Source organism: Amycolatopsis sp. lyj-84, from assembly GCF_046549075.1.
Lineage (GTDB): Bacteria > Actinomycetota > Actinomycetes > Mycobacteriales > Pseudonocardiaceae > Amycolatopsis.
Map to the genome: position 1 here is coordinate 37,423 of NZ_JAJPWO010000015.1, position 18,717 is coordinate 56,139.

The 18,717-nt window shown below is 68.8% G+C and carries 22 protein-coding genes; 12 read left to right on the forward strand and 10 right to left on the reverse strand.

Annotation, left to right across the window (positions count from 1 at the left end; translation table 11 throughout):
- Nucleotides 1–48: 48 nt before the first annotated feature.
- A complete protein-coding gene (locus ACLJRM_RS35130; protein WP_410665551.1) occupies nt 49–1,551 on the reverse strand; it encodes a leucyl aminopeptidase in 1,503 nt (500 codons plus the stop codon).
- Nucleotides 1,552–1,683: 132 nt separating this feature from the next.
- Here ACLJRM_RS35130 and ACLJRM_RS35135 point away from each other — a divergent pair, with 132 nt between their 5' ends.
- Both ACLJRM_RS35135 and ACLJRM_RS35140 read left to right on the forward strand, forming a co-directional pair.
- The gene (locus ACLJRM_RS35135) at nt 1,684–2,538 is read left to right on the forward strand and encodes a hypothetical protein (RefSeq protein ID WP_410665552.1); all 855 of its coding nucleotides are present in this window, start codon (nt 1,684–1,686) and stop codon (nt 2,536–2,538) included.
- On the forward strand, nt 2,531–3,157 hold the full coding sequence (locus ACLJRM_RS35140) for a DUF402 domain-containing protein (protein WP_410665553.1): 627 nt from the start codon (nt 2,531–2,533) through the stop codon (nt 3,155–3,157). The genes ACLJRM_RS35135 and ACLJRM_RS35140 overlap by 8 nt, the downstream gene beginning before the upstream one ends.
- Here the strand turns inward: ACLJRM_RS35140 and ACLJRM_RS35145 are convergent.
- Complete coding sequence (locus tag ACLJRM_RS35145; RefSeq protein ID WP_410599988.1) at nt 3,154–3,465, reverse strand: hypothetical protein; 312 nt, start codon at nt 3,463–3,465, stop codon at nt 3,154–3,156. The two genes, ACLJRM_RS35140 and ACLJRM_RS35145, sit on opposite strands and share 4 nt — an antisense overlap.
- A 117-nt stretch (nt 3,466–3,582) precedes the next feature.
- On the opposite strand from ACLJRM_RS35145, the gene ACLJRM_RS35150 reads away from it, so the two are divergent.
- Nucleotides 3,583–4,686: a branched-chain amino acid aminotransferase gene (locus tag ACLJRM_RS35150; RefSeq protein WP_410665554.1), complete on the forward strand. Its 1,104-nt coding sequence runs from the start codon at nt 3,583–3,585 to the stop codon at nt 4,684–4,686.
- A gap of 138 nt (nt 4,687–4,824) precedes the next feature.
- On the opposite strand, the gene cobT is transcribed toward ACLJRM_RS35150, so the two are convergent.
- Entirely contained in the window at nt 4,825–5,901 is a 1,077-nt protein-coding gene (cobT, locus tag ACLJRM_RS35155) for a nicotinate-nucleotide--dimethylbenzimidazole phosphoribosyltransferase (protein WP_101609508.1), read from the reverse strand.
- A gap of 93 nt (nt 5,902–5,994) precedes the next feature.
- Here cobT and ACLJRM_RS35160 point away from each other — a divergent pair, with 93 nt between their 5' ends.
- Entirely contained in the window at nt 5,995–6,663 is a 669-nt protein-coding gene (locus tag ACLJRM_RS35160; RefSeq protein ID WP_410665621.1) for a 2-C-methyl-D-erythritol 4-phosphate cytidylyltransferase, read from the forward strand.
- Here ACLJRM_RS35160 and ACLJRM_RS35165 read toward each other — a convergent pair.
- Nucleotides 6,660–7,067 (reverse strand): hypothetical protein, encoded by a 408-nt coding sequence (locus ACLJRM_RS35165; RefSeq protein ID WP_101609506.1) that lies wholly within the window; start codon nt 7,065–7,067, stop codon nt 6,660–6,662. The genes ACLJRM_RS35160 and ACLJRM_RS35165 overlap by 4 nt on opposite strands.
- Before the next feature lie 170 nt (nt 7,068–7,237).
- Between ACLJRM_RS35165 and ACLJRM_RS35170 the strand changes: the two genes are divergently transcribed.
- Genes ACLJRM_RS35170 through ACLJRM_RS35180 form a run of 3 tightly spaced genes read left to right on the forward strand, consistent with a single transcriptional unit; the run spans nt 7,238 to nt 9,055 of the window.
- Nucleotides 7,238–7,987 carry a GntR family transcriptional regulator gene (locus tag ACLJRM_RS35170; protein ID WP_410665555.1) on the forward strand — a complete coding sequence of 250 codons (750 nt, stop codon included), beginning with the start codon at nt 7,238–7,240 and terminating at the stop codon, nt 7,985–7,987.
- On the forward strand, nt 7,984–8,835 hold the full coding sequence (locus ACLJRM_RS35175) for a phosphoribosylaminoimidazolesuccinocarboxamide synthase (protein WP_101609504.1): 852 nt from the start codon (nt 7,984–7,986) through the stop codon (nt 8,833–8,835). Before ACLJRM_RS35170 ends, ACLJRM_RS35175 begins: the two co-directional genes overlap by 4 nt.
- Nucleotides 8,828–9,055, forward strand: coding sequence for a hypothetical protein (locus tag ACLJRM_RS35180; protein ID WP_039795309.1), 228 nt, complete (start codon nt 8,828–8,830; stop codon nt 9,053–9,055). Before ACLJRM_RS35175 ends, ACLJRM_RS35180 begins: the two co-directional genes overlap by 8 nt.
- Nucleotides 9,056–9,115: 60 nt before the next feature.
- On the opposite strand, the gene ACLJRM_RS35185 is transcribed toward ACLJRM_RS35180, so the two are convergent.
- Together ACLJRM_RS35185 and ACLJRM_RS35190 are read right to left on the reverse strand one after the other, a co-directional pair.
- Entirely contained in the window at nt 9,116–10,105 is a 990-nt protein-coding gene (locus tag ACLJRM_RS35185; protein ID WP_101609503.1) for an aldo/keto reductase family protein, read from the reverse strand.
- Between the two features lie 55 nt (nt 10,106–10,160).
- Complete coding sequence (locus tag ACLJRM_RS35190; RefSeq protein ID WP_101609502.1) at nt 10,161–10,817, reverse strand: DUF3043 domain-containing protein; 657 nt, start codon at nt 10,815–10,817, stop codon at nt 10,161–10,163.
- Between the two features lie 143 nt (nt 10,818–10,960).
- Between ACLJRM_RS35190 and ACLJRM_RS35195 the strand changes: the two genes are divergently transcribed.
- Nucleotides 10,961–11,338: a HesB/IscA family protein gene (locus ACLJRM_RS35195; protein WP_101609501.1), complete on the forward strand. Its 378-nt coding sequence runs from the start codon at nt 10,961–10,963 to the stop codon at nt 11,336–11,338.
- A gap of 72 nt (nt 11,339–11,410) precedes the next feature.
- Here ACLJRM_RS35195 and ACLJRM_RS35200 read toward each other — a convergent pair whose 3' ends face one another.
- Complete coding sequence (locus tag ACLJRM_RS35200; RefSeq protein WP_101609500.1) at nt 11,411–11,599, reverse strand: hypothetical protein; 189 nt, start codon at nt 11,597–11,599, stop codon at nt 11,411–11,413.
- 141 nt (nt 11,600–11,740) lie between these two features.
- On the opposite strand from ACLJRM_RS35200, the gene ACLJRM_RS35205 reads away from it, so the two are divergent.
- Entirely contained in the window at nt 11,741–12,730 is a 990-nt protein-coding gene (locus ACLJRM_RS35205) for a carbohydrate kinase family protein (RefSeq protein WP_101609499.1), read from the forward strand.
- 125 nt (nt 12,731–12,855) lie between these two features.
- Nucleotides 12,856–13,503: an SMI1/KNR4 family protein gene (locus ACLJRM_RS35210; protein ID WP_410665556.1), complete on the forward strand. Its 648-nt coding sequence runs from the start codon at nt 12,856–12,858 to the stop codon at nt 13,501–13,503.
- Here the strand turns inward: ACLJRM_RS35210 and ACLJRM_RS35215 are convergent.
- Entirely contained in the window at nt 13,492–14,148 is a 657-nt protein-coding gene (locus ACLJRM_RS35215) for an alpha/beta fold hydrolase (RefSeq protein WP_410665557.1), read from the reverse strand. The genes ACLJRM_RS35210 and ACLJRM_RS35215 overlap by 12 nt on opposite strands.
- A 56-nt stretch (nt 14,149–14,204) precedes the next feature.
- Entirely contained in the window at nt 14,205–16,139 is a 1,935-nt protein-coding gene (gene asnB, locus ACLJRM_RS35220) for an asparagine synthase (glutamine-hydrolyzing) (RefSeq protein ID WP_410665558.1), read from the reverse strand.
- 194 nt (nt 16,140–16,333) lie between these two features.
- Here asnB and ACLJRM_RS35225 point away from each other — a divergent pair, with 194 nt between their 5' ends.
- Together ACLJRM_RS35225 and ACLJRM_RS35230 are read left to right on the forward strand one after the other, a co-directional pair.
- A complete protein-coding gene (locus ACLJRM_RS35225; protein WP_168214370.1) occupies nt 16,334–17,272 on the forward strand; it encodes a cytochrome c oxidase subunit II in 939 nt (312 codons plus the stop codon).
- Between the two features lie 40 nt (nt 17,273–17,312).
- On the forward strand, nt 17,313–17,732 hold the full coding sequence (locus ACLJRM_RS35230; RefSeq protein ID WP_005164186.1) for a cytochrome c oxidase subunit 4: 420 nt from the start codon (nt 17,313–17,315) through the stop codon (nt 17,730–17,732).
- A 67-nt stretch (nt 17,733–17,799) separates the two neighbouring features.
- Here the strand turns inward: ACLJRM_RS35230 and ACLJRM_RS35235 are convergent, their stop codons facing one another.
- Nucleotides 17,800–18,684 (reverse strand): DMT family transporter, encoded by an 885-nt coding sequence (locus ACLJRM_RS35235; protein ID WP_410665559.1) that lies wholly within the window; start codon nt 18,682–18,684, stop codon nt 17,800–17,802.
- Nucleotides 18,685–18,717 lie beyond the last annotated feature (33 nt).

The following is an 18,717-nucleotide window of genomic DNA, read 5'->3' on the forward strand; positions in this document are numbered from 1 at the left end:
CTTCCCTCGGCTGGACAGAGGGAAGGGGGCCTTCACGCGGGAAAGCGATCAGCCGTTGGCGGCGATGTCCGCCAGCACCGCGGCGATGGTGCGGACCGGGACGCCGGTGCCGCCCTTGCCGGTGTAGCCCCACACCCCGGCGGTGTTGAACGACGGGCCCGCGATGTCGATGTGGGCCCAGGGCAGGCCGTCGGCGACGAACTCGCGCAGGAAGACACCCGCGGCGAGCATGCCGCCCCAGCGGTGCCCGGTGACGTTGGCCAGGTCGGCCAGGCGCGAGTCGAGGTCGGCGCGCAGCTCCTCCGGCAGCGGCATGGCCCAGCCGCCCTCACCGGTCGCCTGCGCGATCGAAGCGACCCGGTCGCGGAACTCGTCCGAGCCCATGACGCCCGCGGTGCGGTTGCCCAGCGCGACGACCTGCGCGCCGGTCAGCGTCGAGGTCTCGATCAGGTAGTCGGGGTTCTCCTCGCCCGCGCGCACGATCGCGTCGGCCAGCACGAGACGGCCTTCGGCGTCGGTGTTGAGCACCTCGACGGTCTTGCCGCCGTACATGCTGAGCACGTCGCCCGGCCGGTAGGCGGTGGACGAGGGCAGGTTCTCCGCCAGCGGGATGTGCGCGACGACCTCGAGCGGGTACTTCAGCTTCGCGGCCAGCACCACGGAGGCGAGCACGGCGGCCGCGCCCGACATGTCCGAGGTCATGTGGTCCATGTTCGCGGCGGGCTTGATCGAGATGCCGCCCGAGTCGAAGGTGATGCCCTTGCCGACCAGCGCGACCTTCTTCGACGCCTTCGCCGGCTTGTAGGCGAGGCGCAGCAGGCGCGGCTGCCGCGAGGAACCGCCGCCGACGCCGAGGATGCCGCCGAAGCCCTTGCGCTTGAGGGCCTTCTCGTCGAGGACCTCGAACTCGAGGTTGTTCGCCTCGGCCAGGGTCTTCGCGCGGTCGGCGAAGGAGGCCGGGAACAGGTCGTTCGGCGGGGTGTTGATCAGGTCGCGGGCGATGATCACCGACTCCGCGATCAGGGTGGCGGCCTTCAGCGTCGCCTTGTGGTCCTTGGCGGTGCCCTCTTCGGGGCTCACGAAGTCGACCTTCGCGACCGGGCCGTCGCCCTTTTCGGAGCGGTACTCGGTGAAGGAGTACGCGCCGAGCGCGGTGCCCTCGACGGCGGCCTGCAGGTCGATCGCCGACAGCGTGACGAACGCGCGCTCGGTCCCGTTCAGCGCCCGCGCGGCGGCACCGGCACCCCGGCGGACCTGCTCGGCGGTGACGCCGTCCGCGCCCGCCTTGCCGAGGCCGACGGCCAGTACGACACCGGCGGACAGCTTGCCCAGCGTCGGTACCTTCACGACCTCGTCGGCCTTGCCGGACGCGCCGAGCGTGCCGAGGACGTCGGCGAGCTTGCCGTCGAAGGCGGCATCGGCAACGGAGGAGCCGGCGGCGAGCGCCAGGCCGTCCTCGCCCTGCAGGGTTCCGATGACGACGACGTCGGCGCGCGTCTTGGCAAGCGCCGCTTCGGCGTTCTCGGTCAGGGCAAGCTTCGGCACGGTCACTTCTGGCTCCTCGCGCGTTCGCGGTGGTACCGGGCGTCCGCCCGGTTGGATCGTGAGCCATGCTAATGACAGTCGGACCTGGGGTAACAGCGGGGCCGACCGGGTCACTCGATCTACGGCAAGGGAGACGGCGTGCGGCTGGCGGGCGGTCTGCTCATCGCACTCGCGGTGGGTACCTCCGGAGCGGACTACTGGGTTCTTCTCGCCGCCGTGGTCGCGGCCGTGCTCGCCGTCGCGGCCGAGGCACTGCTGCCGCCGGTGGGGGACACCCGGCCCGAGCGGATCGTGGGCTCCGTTTCACGGCTGGGCCTGGTCCTGGTCTTCGCGACGACGTTCGGGCAGTACCTCTTCCCGACCGCGCCGGGAGCCGCCGCCGCGGTGTTCGCCGTCGTGGTGGCCGTGGCCGATCTGGCGGGCGTCCGCCTCGGTGACTACGCCGCCCGCTGGGTCACCGGTCTGCTGCTGGCCGCGGCCGCCTCCCTGGTCGCGATCTGCGTGGGCATCCCGCCGCTGGCGCAGTTCATCGCGCCGGACCCGCCGTCCGTGCCCGGTCTCGGCTTCGCGGTGCTGGTGCTGCTGCCGTTCCTGCTGCCCCGCCGTCCCGGCGCCGGGCGCGCGGCCGCGGTGGGCGCCGTGGCCGTGGCGATCATCGCCGTCGCCCTCTACCAGCTGGGACCGGTCCGGCTGGGGCTTTCGGCGACGTCGTTCCGCGAACTCCTCGCCGCGGCGGACGCGGTCTCGCTGCTGCCGGTGCTGACCGTGGCGGTCGCGGTGGCGACCGTGCCGGTCGCGGTGGACGCCTTCACCGACGGCCGGGAGCGCCTTTCCCCGGAACGTCCGAAGGCGACACTCGCTTGTGGACTGATCGTGGCCGTCGCGGCGGCCTTCGCTGGGCCGGTCGTGGCCCTCGGGCTCGCGGGAGTGGGAACGCTCGCCGAACTGGTTCTGCGGGTCCGCGCCCGTGGGTACCGTTCAAGGCGTGCGTGATCCCCAATGGACCCCGGGTGACACGGTCGTCGAACGGTTCCTGCGACCGGACGGTTCGATCGGCCAGCATCACCCGCTGCGCGTCATCGCCGACGACGGCACCGTGCTGCTCGGCTGGCTTCCCGCGGACACCCCGATCGTCGGCAGCAGGCTCGCCGACGGGCGGCTCTTCCGCGAGGCACCGCTGGAGGAGCGGTTCCGGGTGGAGAGGGTGCGCGTGCCCGACTTCTGGCGCGACACCTCGACGCTGCGCCGGATCGCCGACGACGAATGGTCGTCGGTCTGGTGGTTCTTCGACGCCGAAGGCCACTTCCTGAACTGGTACGTCAACCTCGAGGTCCCGCTGGGGCGCACGCCGTCCGGGCCGGACCGGATCGACGGCATCCTCGACGTCGCCGTCGAGCCCGGCGGACGCTGGCAATGGAAGGACGAGGACGAGGCCGAAGAAGCCGTCCTCGCGGGCCGCATCACGGCAGGACAGCTGAGCCGGCTGCGCGCCGAGGGCGAGCGGATCGGGGCGCTCGCGGACGCCGGTCGCTTCCCCTTCGACGGGACGTGGACCGACTTCCGCCCGGACCCGGACTGGCCGGCGCCCGGGCTCCCCGACGGGTTGCTCTAGCTCACCTGGAGGAGCAGGAGCAGCACGAGCGCGACGTTGATCACCGTGAGGATGACCACCGACTTGGTGGACAGCTCGCGCGGGAACACCTTGCCGTGGATCTGACGCCACCAGAAGACGCCGAAGCCGCCGGCGACCAGGCCGAGGAACGCGCCGAAGCCGCTTTCCAGCAGGGCCCAGCCGTCCATCATCAGTACGCCGACGCCGAAGGTCAGCAGTACCGCCGTCGCGAACGTCTTGACGTCGGTCGCCCGGCCGGGGGTGGCGGACTTGGCCGGGTGGGCGGGCTGCATCGGGTTTACCGTCACGTCACCCATCCTAGGGGCGAGCGCCCTCGCGTGTTCGTCCTGACGGACAGATCGTGTGAGGTAAAGATATGCGGACGTCCGACTAACGTGGGTCCGACCAAGCGTTATCGTCTAGGCATGACGACCACGACGCAGTTCGCCCACCTCCCGCACTCGAGCCCCGCGAGCCCGGAACGCGTCGCGGACGTACTGGCGGCACCCGGTTTCGGGCTGCATTTCACCGACCACATGGTGACCGTGAAATGGAGCGCCGAGCAGGGCTGGCACGACGCGACCGTCGGGCCGTACGCGCCCCTCACCCTCGACCCGGCGACCTCCGTGCTGCACTACGGCCAGGCGATCTTCGAAGGCCTCAAAGCGTACCGCCAGCCGGACGGCACCATCGCCGCGTTCCGGCCCGACGCGAACGCGATCCGGTTCCGTAACTCGGCCGAGCGACTGGCCATGCCGCAGCTGCCGGTGGAGGTCTTCCTCGACTCGATCCGCGAACTCCTCGCCGTCGACAGCCGCTGGGTCCCGACGAAGCCGGGCGAGTCGCTGTACCTGCGGCCCTTCATGATCTCCACCGAAGCCGGGCTCGGGGTCAACCGCCCCGCGAACGAGTACCTCTACGCGCTGATCGGCTCGCCCGCGGGCTCGTACTTCTCCGGCGGCGTCAAGCCGGTGAGCGTGTGGCTCTCGACCGAGTACGTGCGCGCGGTCCCCGGTGGCACCGGCGAGGCCAAATGCGCCGGGAACTACGCGGCGTCGTTCGTGGCGCAGGCGCAGGCCGTGGCCAAGGGCTGCGACCAGGTCGTGTGGCTCGACGCGGTCGAGCGGCGCTGGGTCGAGGAGATGGGCGGGATGAACCTGTTCTTCGTCTTCGGCTCCGGTGACGACGCCCGCGTCGTGACCCCGGAACTGACCGGTTCGCTGCTGCCGGGCGTGACCCGCAAGTCGCTGCTGGAGCTGGCGAAGTCGTTCGGGCACCAGGTCGAGGAGCGGCGCATCTCCACCGACGAGTGGGAGAAGGCGGCGGCCTCCGGCGAGCTGACCGAGGTGTTCGCCTGCGGGACCGCGGCGGTCATCACGCCGGTCGGGCACGTGAAGCACGCGGGCGGCGAGTTCTCCGTGGCCGGCGGGCAGCCCGGTGAGCTGACGATGAAGCTGCGCGGCGCGCTGACCGGCATCCAGGAGGGCACCCGTCCCGCTCCGGAAGGCTGGATGTACCCGCTGGGCTGACGTCCGCTCCGGTCCGGAGCCCCGTCACCGACGCTAGGAAAGGCCCGTTACTTGCAAAATTTGCAAGTAACGGGCCTTTCCTGTCACGCGCGGGGCGGCCCGAACCGCAACTAGAGGACCAAACGCGGTGGAGGAGCGTCAGGAAGCGGGTGCCTCGATCAGCGGACCGCTCACCCCGGCCTGCTCGTGCGTCGCCATCTCCGCGAGCACCCGTGTCGCCATGAACACCAGCGGCAGCGCCGCGACGGCGCCCGTCCCCTCGCCGAGGCGCACGTCCAGATCCAGGATCGGCTCCAGGTCGAGGTGCTCCAGCGCCAGCGCGTGCGCGGGTTCGCCGCCGCGCTGGCCCGCGGTCCACCACTGCCGCGCGCCGGGGACGAGCTCCTCGGCGACCAGCGCGGCCGCGGCGGCGACCAGGCCGTCCAGGATCACCGGCGTCTTCCGCAGCGAGGCCTGGGCGAGGAAGCCCGCCATCGCGGCGATGTCGGCGCCTGCCGCGGTGCGCAGCAGCGCGACCGGGTCGGCCAGCACGGTCCTCGCCCGCCGCAGCGCGTCACGGACCGCCGCGGCCTTGCGCATCCAGGCGTTGTCGTCGATCCCCGAACCGCGGCCGACGACGGCCACCGGTTCGCTGCCGGTCAGCGCCGCGATCAGCACCGAGGCCGGGGTGCTGTTCCCGATCCCGAGGTCGCCCGCGATGAGCAGGTCGGCCCCGCCGTCGACCTCGGCGTCGGCGATCGCCCTGCCCGCGCGGACGGCGGCACGCGCCTCTTCGTCGGTCAGCGCGTCCTCGACGTCGATCGAGCCGGACCCGCGCCGCACCTTGTACTCGCCGATCGACCGGGTGGCGGGGGCGTCGGTGTCGACGGCCATGTCGACGACCCGGACGCTCGCGCCCGCCGAAGCCGCCAGCACGTTGATGGCCGCGCCGCCGGTCAGCATGCTGCCGACCAGTTGCGCGGTGACCTCGCCCGGGTACGCCGAGACGCCCTTGGCCGCGACGCCGTGGTCTCCGGCGAACACCACGACCCTGGGCCGCGTGAACGGCCGCGGCGGCGACTGGCCCTGGCAGGCCGCGACCCACACGCCCAGTTCTTCGAGCCTGCCCAGCGACCCGGCGGGTTTGATCAGTTTCGAGTGCAGGGCGATCGCCGCCGAGCGCGCGTGTTCATCTGGCTGCTCGACTTCGGCGAACTCGAGGATTTCGTCTTCCAACGCCCTGCCCCTTCGGATCACTTCGGTGGCCGGACCCAACCTACCGACCCGCCTGTGCCAGAGTTGCCTGTGGCTCAGACGAAGGCCGCCGGGGTGGTGCTCGCGAGCGGAGCGGGCACCCGGGTCGGCGCCAAGCTCAACAAGGTCTACCTGCCGGTGGCGGGCAGGCGCGTGGTCGCGTGGTCGCTCGGCGCGTTCGCCCGCGTGCCCGGGATCGACGTGCTCGTGCTGGTCATCCGGCCACAGGACACCGAACTCGCGCAAGAGGTACTCGCCTCGCATCCGGGTGAAGTCGAACTCGTGCACGGCGGTGCGACGCGCCAGGGTTCGGAGCTGAACGCCTTGCGCCACTTGGCTTCCCGCATCGAGAGCGGCGAGATCGACGCGGTACTGCTGCACGACGCGGCCCGTCCGCTCGTCACGCCGGAACTGATCGCGGACGTCCTCGCCGACACGCGGCGGTACGGGGGAGCGGTGCCGGGGGTCGCGGCCGACGACATCGTGCGCGTGGACGGAGACACCGTGTCCGGCGCGCTGCCCGGCGCGATCCGGGTGCAGACGCCGCAGGGTTTCCGCGCCGCCCCGTTGCTCGAGGCGTACGAAACGGCCGAGCGCGAGGGTTTCGTCGGCACGGACACGTCTTCGTGCATGGAAAGGTTCTCCGCGCTGCCGGTGCGGTGGGTTCCGGGCAGCGCGGAGAACCTCAAGATCACCTACCCGCACGACCTCGTTGTCGCCGAGCAGGTGATCGGCCGCGGTTAGGGATCTCCCTGGTCGGGCTTGGGGGTCCCGTTGGCGGGCAGGATGGTGACCGGCTGGCGCGCTTCCATCGGGATCACGCAGTCCGGATGTGGTTGCAGCAGTTGGATCGGCGCGGCGGCGTCGCCGGGCGCGGGGATGGTGAGCACCGCGCGCAGGGTCCAGTCGGCCGTCGAGTGGTACTGCCATGAGACGAGCGCCGGACGGAAGACGTCCGTGTCGGGGAGGGTGGTGACCCGGAAAGCGGAGGCTCGTTCCTCACCGCGGAGGACGAGGACGTCGGCGCAGGTGTCCCACTGGAACACCGCGGCACAGACCTCCGGTTCCTCCCGGGGACCGAAGATGTAGACGACCCACCGGCGTCTTCGAAGCTCTTCGAGCAGTTCGTCGATGCTCAGATGGTTCATCGAGCCCCCCAACGGGTTTCGGGAACTCTGCGGAGAGTAACAGGTGTACTAGAGCACCGTCCAGAATGTGTACTAGTACGTAATAATGGGGTGTGAGCAGGATCCTTGGTGCTCGCCCATTGGTGTGCTAGAACGCTTGTGCGCACCGCGCGACCTTGTGAGGAGTCACCTTGCCCGCCGTCGACCGACCCGAACCGCCATACCTCCAGATCGCGGGAAACATCCGCGACGACATCGTTTCGGGCAGGCTCAAGGAAGGTGACGCGGTCCCGTCCGCGCGTGAGATCGCCAGAAACTGGAACGTCGCGATGGCGACCGCGATGAAGGTGCTCTCGACGCTCCGGGCCGAAGGTCTGGTGCGCGCGGTACGCGGGATCGGGACAGTGGTGCAGACCAGATCGCTCCACCGCTCCGCGCACGATCGGACGATCTCGATCGCGCGAACCGGCAAGGTCTATCCGCCGGGCCACTACGCGAAAATCCGTGAGGCCGGGCTCGTCCCGGCGCCGGACCGGGTGGCGGCCGCGCTCGGCATCGAAGAGGGTTCTCCCGTGATCCGGCGGCGCCGGACCACATACACGGGACAGGAACAGCCGGTGTCGACGTCGGTCTCCTGGTTCGAAGGCGCTGTCGCGGCCAAAGCGCCGCTGCTGTTCGAGCCGGTGCGGATCGTCGAAGGCACGGTGAAGTACGTCGCGGACCGGACTGGCCGGGTTCTCGCGTCGACGCAGACTCAGCACGCCGCGGGGCTGGCGGGTGCCGAGGACGCGGCGGAACTCGGCGTGGCCGAAGGTTCGGCGATCTTGTTGAGCCGTAACAGGTTTCTCTCCGCGGAGGGCGACGTGCTCGAGTACGGCGAATCAGCGGCGTTGCCGGACCACTGGGTTTTCTACGAATACAACATCGAGGACGGGGCATGAAGCACATTCACGCGGGTAAGGTACGGGACCTTTACGAAATCGACGGCGACATTCTGCTCGTCGCGTCGGATCGCGTTTCGGTCTACGACGTCTCGCTGCCGACCCCGATTCCGGACAAGGGTGCGCTGCTGAACCAGCTTTCCGCCTGGTGGTTCGAAAAGATGGCCGACGTCGTGCCGAACCACGTCGTCTCCACGACGGACGTCCCCGCCGAATTCGCGGGCCGCGCCACGCGGTGCAAACCGCTGAAGATGATCCAGGTCGAATGCATCGCGCGCGGTTATCTCACCGGTCTCGGCATGCGCGAGTATCAGCGTGACGGCAAGGTTTCGGGCGTCGAACTGCCCGCCGGTCTCATCGAGGCCGACAAACTGCCCGAGCCGATCTTCACGCCCACCACGAAGATCTCCGACACCGGCCACGACGAGTTCATGACCTTCGCCGACGTCGTGAACGACATCGGCAAGGAGACCGCGGACCGCATCCGCGACCTGACGCTCGAGGTCTATACCAAGGGCGCGGAGCACGCGGCGAAGACCGGCATCATCATCGCCGACACCAAGATCGAATTCGGTTTCGACGCCGACGGTGTGCTGACGCTCGGGGACGAGGTCCTCACGTCGGACTCGTCGCGGTTCTGGCCCGCCGACGACTACGAGCCTGGCCGGACGCAGCACGCGTTCGACAAGCAGTTCGTCCGCGACTGGTCCGCGAGCACCGGCTGGGACAAGACGCCGCCCGGCCCCGCCATCCCGGACGAGATCGTCGAGGCGACCCGCAAGCGCTACACCGAGGTCTACGAGAGGATCACCGGAAAGACCTGGGTTCCCGGCGGTGGCCATGCCTGAACAGCAGGTCTACGACCCGTACCGGTTGATCGACGACGTCGAGGGCCTGCTGATCCAGCGGGGTCACCGGCCGGAGCGCCTCGACGGCCGGACGGGTGATCGGGTCGCCGGTGCGAGCAGGTTGTTGCGGGGCTTGGGAATCGACCCCCTGCGCGCCCCCGGCGACGCCCTCGATCTCGATGGTCAGATCGCGTACCAGTCACGGGTACACGGCGACTGAAGCAAGCAGTCGACTAATTGCGGGAAGATCGTCCGCAATTAGTCGACTGCTTGCGGTGCGTCAGGGGCTGCGGGTGAGGGTGGGGTCGGTCTCGACGACGCCGTCGAGCGCCTCGTCGATCGCGGTCAGCAGATCCGCGTCCAGCTTCACGCCGGCCGCCTTCACGTTCTCGTGTACCTGCTCCGGCCGCGAAGCGCCGATGATCGCCGAAGCGACGTTCGGGTTCTGAAGCACCCACGCCACGGCCAGCTGCGCCAGCGACAGGCCCGCCTTGTCCGCGATCGGCTGCAGCCGCTGGACGCGCTCGAGGACGTCGTCGTTGAGGAAGCGGGCGACCATGTTGGCGCCGCCCTTCTCGTCCGTCGCGCGGGAGCCCGCGGGCAGCGGCTGACCGGGCTTGTACTTGCCGGTGAGCACACCCTGCGCGATCGGCGACCAGACGATCTGGCTGAGGCCCTCGCGCTCGGACGCCGGGACGACCTGCGCTTCGATGACCCGCCACAGCGCGTTGTACTGCGGCTGGTTCGAGATGAGCGGCACCTTCAGTTCCCGCGCGATCGCGGCGCCCTGGGTGATCTGCTCGGCGGTCCACTCCGAGACGCCGACGTAGAGCACCTTGCCCTGGCGGACGAGGTCGGCGAAGGCGAGGAAGGTCTCCTCGAGCGGGACGGTCCGGTCGAAGCGGTGTGCCTGGTACAGGTCGACGTAGTCGGTGCCGAGCCGCTTCAGCGACGCGTTCGCCGACTCGATGACGTGCTTGCGGCCGAGTCCCTGGTCGTTGGGACCCTTCGGGCCGGTCGGCCAGTAGACCTTGGTGAAGATCTCCAGGCTTTCGCGCCGCAGGCCCTTCAGGCCGCGGCCGAGCACCGATTCGGCGGCCGTGTTCGCGTAGGCGTCGGCGGTGTCGAAGGTGGTGATGCCGACGTCGAGCGCCGCCTTGATGCAGGCGTGCGCCTGGTCCTCTTCGACCTGGGACCCGTGGGTGAGCCAGTTGCCGTACGCGATCTCACTGACATTGAGGCCGCTGCGGCCCAGTCGTCGAAACTCCATGGGCGCGACTCTACCCCAGACCGTTAGCCAGGCTAACGACCCGGGTTTCGCCTGCTCAGACCTTGTCGCCGGGCTTGACCCGCGGCTTGGGGACGCGCAGCTTGCGGATCTGGCTCGCGCGGATGAAGGAGTACCAGCCGATCGACGTGCCCTTGACCGTCTCGCCGGGGAACTTCAGCCGGACCATCTTGGAGATCCGGCGGCCGCTGAGGACGCCCTCGACGATCATGCCGAGCAGCATCACGGTGCACAGGAGTGTCGCGTAGCGCTGGACGTCCGGGTACGGCACCAGCAGGGCGACGAACACCAGGATCGCGAGTGGCATGAAGAGACCGAGCAGGTTGCGCCGCGAGTCGACCAGGTCGCGCACGTAGGCCTTGACCGGGCCGCGGTCGCGGGGGAGCAGGTACTTGTCGTCGCCCGCCATCATCTTCTCGCGGCGTTCCTTGGCGGCGTTGCGCTGCTTCGCCTTGTACTCCGGATCGGACTTCGCGGACTTGCGGAGTTCCTTGTTGCGCTTCATCGCCTCCCGCATGGTGGTCGGCGGGGGCGCCACCGGGCCGCGGCGCTTGGCCTCGGCCTCACGCCGCTTGGGCGTGGCCTTGCCCTTTCCGGGCGTGTACGCCTTGGCCTGGACATCGACGGCCTCGTTGTCGAGGGTCTCGGTGTCGGTCGTGGCGGAGTCTGTGGTGCTACGGCGCAGGAACCTCACCTCACCAGGGTAGTTGCAGGCGTCACGGTGTCACGCACCAGGCCGAGCGATATGTCACCATGGAGGGGAACAGATCGGGACTCCGACGTGTTGGACCATGTGCAAGACGAGTACCCGCAGCGAGTTCGACCAGAGGGAGAACCATGACGACCGCTGAGCAGGCAGCCGCAGCTCAGGCCGAAACCGCCGAGGAGACCCACGGCGTCACGTTGACCGACGCCGCCGCCGTCAAGGCGAAGGCCCTGCTCGAGCAGGAGGGCCGTGACGACATGCACCTGCGCATCGCCGTCCAGCCCGGTGGGTGCGCGGGCCTGCGCTACCAGCTGTTCTTCGACGAGCGGACGCTCGACGGTGACCTGTTCCGTGACTTCGACGGGCTTCGCGTCGCCGTCGACCGGATGAGCGCGCCGTACGTGTCGACCGCCGTGATCGACTTCGTCGACTCGATCGAGAAGCAGGGCTTCACGATCGACAACCCCAACGCGACGGGTAGCTGCGCCTGCGGCGACAGCTTCCACTGACGCACGTCGTGCATGAAGAAGGGCCGCGAACCTCACCCAGGTCGCGGCCCTTCTTCATGCACGGAACGCCGATCAGACGTAGGCGTCCAGATCGGCGACCTGGGCCAGGCACCGCTCGTCCACGGTCCAGGGCGGAGCGATCTGCCGGGGCAGTGGCAGGTTCTCGGCCTGGAGGGACGACGGGATACCGGCACAGTCGGCGATGAGTTCGCCGATCGATTCCGGCTCGAGGTGATACGCGGAAGTGGTCACGAACGACAAGTTAATGACTGACGTTGCAGTAGGACACCACTACCAACCGGTAGTGTTCATGGCCGTGCCTGAAGCAACCCGTATGGGGCATGACCTGCGGGTAACTTAGCCGTCCTCGTTTCGGCGGGGCCGACCGATCAAGGAGAACCGGTGGCAGACAGCGCCAGGATCGCAGTATCCGGCAGTATCGCAACCGACCACCTCATGCACTTCCCGGGCAGGTTCGCCGAGCAGCTCGTCGCAGAGCAACTGCACCGTGTGTCCCTGAGCTTCCTGGCGGACGACCTCGTCGTCCGGCGTGGCGGTATCGGCGCGAACATCGCCTTCGGCCTCGGTGTGCTGGGCAAGCGCCCGATCCTGGTCGGCGCGGTGGGCTCCGACTTCGCCGACTACCGCTCGTGGCTCGAGCGGCACGGTGTCGACACCGCCGGCGTGCTGGTGTCCGAGGTCGCGCACACCGCCCGCTTCGTCTGCACCACCGACGAGGACCTCTGCCAGATCGCCACCTTCTACGCCGGCGCGATGGCCGAATCCCGCAACATCGAACTGGAGCCGGTCGCCGCGCACGCCGGTGAACTGTCGCTCGTGCTGATCAGCCCGGACGACCCCGAAGGCATGGTCCGGCACGCCGAGGAGTGCCGCCAGCGCGGCTACACCTTCGCCGTCGACCCCTCGCAGCAGCTCGCGCGGATGGACGGCGCGCAGGTGCGTGCCTTCGTGGAGGGCGCGAAGTACCTGTTCAGCAACGACTACGAATGGGAACTGCTGCTCCAGAAGACCGGCTGGACCGAGGCCGACGTCCTCGACCGCGTCGGCATGCGGATCACCACGCTCGGGGAAAAGGGCGTCGAGATCATCGGCAAGGACGGCCTCGCGCTGCAGATCGGCGCCGTCCCGGAGCGCGGCAAGGTCGACCCGACCGGCGTCGGCGACGGCTTCCGCGCCGGATTCATCGCCGGTATCGACAGCGGCCTGAGCCTGGAGCGCGCGGCGCAGCTGGGCTCGCTGATCGCCGTACTGGTGCTGGAAACCGTGGGAACGCAGGAGTGGGCCTTCGACCGCGCCGACGTCCTGGGCCGCCTCAAGGAGGCCTTCGGCCCGGAGTCCGCCGAGGAGATCGCGGCGATCCTGCCGGTGTGAGCTGAAGGGGACTTTCCCCTCATGTGATGCGACGAAGGGGCCCTTGACCGCGTGGGACGCGGGGAAGGGCCCCTTCAGCTTTAAAGGTTCGCTTGGTGCGTGCGGTCTCCAGCACACTGTGCAGGGTGAACACCGACGACCTCGAGGAGAAACTCGCCCGCCTGCACGCGATCGAGGAAGACCTCCCCGAGTCTCTTCTGCATCTGCGCAAGTACGACGAGTTCGTGATTTTCGGCGCCTGCACCCACCTGTACCGCAGCCGGCCACAGGACGAAGCCGATATCGCGGCCGTCGAGGCCGAGCTCGGCGTCGAGATCCAGGGCGACTATCGCGACTTCCTGACCCGGGTCGGTGCCGGTGCCGGGCCCTATCACGGCCTGTTGACCATGGCAGAGCTGCGGGACTGGGCCGAGGACATGAAGCTCGCCGGAGAGTTCCCGTTCACCAGGGCGGACGCCCACCGGGTTCATCAGGAGTTGCAGGACTGGCAGCCCGGCTTCGCTCACGACTGGTTCAAGGGCATCGAGGTGAGGAAGGATCTGCCCGGCTGTATCGCCATCAGCGAGCAAGGCTGCACCGGGTTCACGATGCTGGTCACCACCGGCGAACTGGCGGGGACGCTGTGGGACATGGACGAGTGGGGCTGGATGCCCGCCCGCGCTCCCAGTTCAGGTATCCCTCGGGGCAAGCCGATCGACCTCGGCCCCACACCGACCTTCATACCCTGGTACGACGCCTGGCTCACCGAGTCCCTGCGAAAGCTAACGCCGTGAACCGGTCAAAATCCCGGCGAGTTCAGCAGGCCGGGAGACGTGAGGACAGTGCCCCGCGTCGATCTCGATCGCGGTAACGCCGAGCCGCTCCCTGGCGGCAGTACGCACCCACTCCGGCTTCAGCGTGCGGTCGCGGGCGGGGACGATCACCGTCGACGGGATCTCCGGCGCGGGACCGGCGGGATGTGCCGCGAGGACCGCGGGATTGAACAGCCGCAAGGTGTCCAAGGCCCGGTGTTCGGTCTCGGGGTCGCAGTCGTGGAAGAGGAACTCCGACGCCTTCGCGGGGTCGGCCGTCGGGTCCACGCCGATCCATTCCGGGGTGAACAGGGCCTGAACCTCGTCCCGCAGGCTCTTCCCGCCCGCGAAATCGGGGATGTAGGCGGCGACCCACACCATCGCCCGCGCGTCGAGCGCCTCGGCGATCGAGGGGAGCAGCACGCCTGCCCCGGAATGGGCCACCACGACCGGCCGCTCGCCGTCGTACTGGTCCCGCGCGTGCTGGGCGTAGCCGTCGACCGGCAGCTCTCGCGAGGTCAGCAGGTCCACCGCGATCGCGCGGTGCCCGGCAGCGGTGAGCAGCTTGGCCACGCGGTCCCAGCCCGCGGGGCTCTGCGTCGTGCCGTGAACGAGGACGAAGTCCATGACCCCATGCTGGCCTCCACCGGGTGAACGGTGAAGGCCGGCATGGCGAGTCGTGACTAGAGCTTCACCGGGTAGACGGGTTCCGGCACCTCGGGCTTGATGCGGTTCTCGATGAAGATCCCGTGCCACAGCATGAACACCAGCAGCGCCCACAGCTGACGGCTCCGGTCGAGCTGACCGGCCTTGTGCTCGTCGAGCAGCGCCAGGACGGCCTTCTTGTCGAGCAGCGCGTCGGTCTGCGAGTCCGCGATGATGCCCTTGGCCCAGTCGTACATCTCGTTGCGCAGCCACAGCCGGATCGGCACCGGGAAGCCGAGCTTGCGCCGGTTCAGCACGTGCGCGGGGATGATCTTCGCCAGCCCCTGGCGCAGCGCGTACTTCGTGGTGCCGTGCGCGAGCTTCTGGTCGAGCGGGATGCTCGCGGCGACCTTGAACACCTCGGCGTCCAGGAACGGCACGCGCAGTTCCAGCGAGTTCGCCATGGTGACCTTGTCGGCCTTGACCAGGATGTCGCCGCGCAGCCAGGTGAAGAAGTCCACGTGCTGCATCCGCGCGACCGGGTCCCAGCCCTCGGAGATCTTGTACCAAGGCGCGGTGACGTCCTTGAAGCCGACACCTTCCTCGTACGTGCGCAGCACCTTGCGGAGCTGGTCGTCGCGGAAGTTGCGGGCGTTGCCGTAGTAGCGGTCCTCCAGCGGCAGCGCGCCACGCCGCAGCAGGTCCTTGCCGCGGGTGCCCTCCGGGATCTTCGTGGAGACCTTGCCGATGATCTTCCGCATCCCGCCGGGGATCTTCTCGAACGGCGCGAGCGAAATCGGCTCGTTGTAGATCGTGTAGCCGCCGAAGAGCTCGTCGGCGCCTTCGCCGGACAGCACCGCCTTGACGTGCTTGCGGGCTTCGCGGGCGATGAACCACAGCGGTACGAGCGCCGGGTCGGCCACCGGGTCGTCGAGGTACCAGACGATGAGCGGCAGCGCCTCCATCATCTCGTCCGGCGACACCGTGCGGACCACGTGCTCGACCCCGATCGCGGCGGCCGTCTCGGCGGCCACGTCGACCTCGGAGTAACCCTCGCGTTCGAACCCGGTGGTGAACGCGATCAGGTTCGGGTTGTGCTCCTTGGCCAGCGTCGCGGTCGCGGTCGAGTCGATCCCGCCGGAGAGGAACGCGCCGACCGTGACGTCCGGGTCGGAGATCATGTGCTTGCCGACCGAGTCGCGCATCACGTCGGCGATGCGCTCGTACAGCGCGTCGGCCTCGGCCTGGCCGTTGACCGGCTTCGCGCTGAACTGCGGGTGGAAGTAGCGGGTGAACTCCACCTCGCCGCCGGGGACCATCCGGAACGACGTGCCGGACTCGACACGGCGGATCCCGGCGTGCATCGACTCGGGCTCCGGCACGTACTGCAACACCAGGTAGTGCTGCAACGCCGTCCGGTCCAGCTCGTCCTCGACACCGAGGACGCTCGAAAGCTCCAGCAGGCTCTTCTTCTCACTCGAGAAGGCGACCTTGCCGGGGCCGGCGGCGTAGTACAGCGGCTTGATGCCGAACGGGTCGCGCGCGCCGAAGACGACCTTCTCCTGGGAGTCCCAGATCATGAAGGCGAACATGCCGCGCAGCTTCTTCACCGCGTCGTCGCCGAGGTAGTGGTACGCCGCGACGATCGCCTCGCCGTCACCCTCTGTGGCGAATTTCGCACCGTGTTCGGAAGCCAGCTCGTCGCGCAGCTCGCGGTAGTTGTAGATCTCGCCGTTGAAGTTCAGCGTGTAGCGCTCGGGGGCCTCCGGCGGCCCCCAGATCAGCGGCTGGTGGGAGTGGTCGACGTCGATGAAGGCCAGCCGGTTGAAGCCGTAGACCACCTCGGCGTCGGCCCAGGTGTCGTGCTCGTCGGGGCCGCGGTGCCGCTGGCAGCGCATCGCCGCGTCGACGGCCTCACGGGCGCCTGCCGCGTCGGCTTCGGTCGAACAGATCAGTCCAAGCAGGCCGCACACGTCTAGTTCACACACCTCTTGTTGGCCGAGCGGGGGAGAAGGGCCCAGTATGCCCGTGCGTGCGTACACCCGGATGTGGTGGGGGATACGCGTGTTGGGGTTACCCCTTGGTCAGCACGGCGCCGTAACTCGGCTAGGCTCCGCCCTGTCACAAAGATCGGTCGAGGAGGCTCTGGGTGAAAGGGCAAGGCGCAGTGGGAAATCCAGAGCGCAAGCCGGTAAAGCGAGCTGGTCGCGTCGCCGCGCTCGCCGCGCTGGTGTTGCTGACCGCGACGGGCTGTTCCGGGGACGAGATCCTCCGCTTCGGCTGGCCGGTCGGGGTGACCCCGCAGGCGCACGACATGCGCACCCTGTGGACGTGGACGGTCGTCGCCGCCCTGATCGTCGGTGTCATCGTCTGGGCGCTGATCTTCTGGACCGCGATCTTCCACCGCAAGAAGAAGACCGCCGACGGCGCGGAAGAGGAACTGCCCCGTCAGTTCCAGTACAACATCCCGCTGGAGATCTTCACGGTCGTCGTCCCGACGATCATGGTCTGCGTGCTGTTCTTCTTCACCGCGACCACCGAGAACCGCGTGCTCGCCGAGACGGAGAACCCGGACGTCACGGTCGACATCGTCGCGTTCCAGTGGAACTGGGAGTTCAAGTACAAGAGCGACTCCAAGAACCACGACGACCCCGAGATCACCACGGTCGGCAGCTCGACCGAGATCCCGCTGCTCGTCCTGCCGACGAAGAAGACGATCCAGTACAACCTGCGGTCGGCGGACGTCATCCACTCGTTCTGGGTGCCGGAGTTCCACTTCAAGCGGGACGTCATGCCGGACCCGGAGAAGAACAACCAGGACTTCACCTTCCAGAACTCGATCGACAAGGAAGGTTCGTTCGTCGGCCGCTGCGCCGAACTGTGCGGCACCTACCACTCGGGGATGAACTTCGAGGTCAGGGCGCTGTCGGCGGACAAGTACGCGCAGTACATCCAGCTTCGCGGCACGGTGAACCCGAAGAGCGGCAAGCCGAACACCGCCTCCGAGGCGCTGACGGCGATGAACTGTGGCGAACTGTGCTCGCCCTACGCCGTCACCACCACCCCGTTCAACACCGACCGCACCGCGCGGGTCGCGTCCAACTGACCCGGCTGTTCGAGCCCGAAACAGGAGTGAGGCAACGTCCATGAAGGTCGAAGGACGGATTTTCTTCCTCGTCGCGGTCTTCTCCGTCGTCGTGGCGGGTATCTACGCGTACATGACCGGAACGATGACCCGGGACGGCGTCGAGCCGGTCGGTGTGGTGGCCCTGATCCTCACCGGTGGCCTGGCCTTCCTGGCCGGGAGCTACCTGCAGTTCGTGGCGCGGCGCATCGAGCCGCGGCCGGAGGACCGGGAAGACGCCGAGATCAGCGACGGTGCCGGTGAGCTGGGCTTCTTCAGCCCCGGCAGCTACTGGCCGATCGGTCTCGCGGCGGCCGCCGCGCTGACCGGTGTCGCGCTCGCGTTCTTCCACGTCTGGCTGTTGATCATCGCGCTGGGCCTGGTGATCGTCGCGATCGGCGGGCTGGTGTTCGAGTACCACACCGGTCCGAATCACGACTGAGTCTTCACTGCTTCGCGAAGCGGCGCCCCGGTCTTCGGACCGAGGCGCCGTTTTCGCGTTCAGAGGACTAAACGCGGGCGGGTTGGGGCTGCCGGGGTGCCCGGGCCCTCTTCGGTGCCAGGGCGGCCGCCAGGACGGCCAGCATCCCCACGCCCTCCGGCCACGTCGGCCGGTGCCCGTAGGCGAGGATGTCCACCACCACGGCGACCACCGGATACACGTAGGACAGCAAGGCCACCGTCGTGGTCGGCAGCTTGCCGATGCTCGCGTACATCAGGACGTACATCAGCGCGGTGTGCACGGTCCCCAGCAGGACCAGCCACAGCAGCCCCGAGGTGTCCGTCGGCAGCGGCGTGACCAGCAGCGCGGGCGCGAGCACGATCGTGCCGGTCACCAGTTGGACGGCCGCCAGGACGTGCGGCCGCAGGTGTTTGAGCTGTTTCGCGACGAACGAGGCACCGGCGTAGAGCGCGGCCGCGCCGAGGGCGAGCACGATTCCCCACAGCTGCACGGGTTTGCCGTCGGCGCCGTGCGCGGACAGCGAGATGAGCGTCACGCCGCCGAACGCGATCAGCGCCCGGACCAGCTGGCTCTTCGCCATTTTCTCGCCGAGGAAGGCCGCGGCGAGACCGACCAGCATCAGCGGTTGCGTGTGGTAGACGACGGTGCTGACGGAGATCGACGACAGCGTGTACGAAGCGAACAGCAGCACCCAGTTCCCGACCAGGAACAGCCCGCCGAGGATGGCGAGCAGCAGTTCGCGCCGGGTGAGTGTCCACGGGCGGAGCCAGCCTCGGGCGGCGCTCCACACCAGGAGCAGCAGGCCGCCGACCAGGCTCCTCGCGAACGCCACGGCGGGCGCGTCGGCGCCGCTTTCGAGGACGACGGCACCGATCGTGCCGGAGAGGGCCATCGCGGCCGTCCACTGGAGCAGGGGGTTGTTCTTGGTCATGGCGACCACTCTCGCCCTCGTACGCACTCCCAA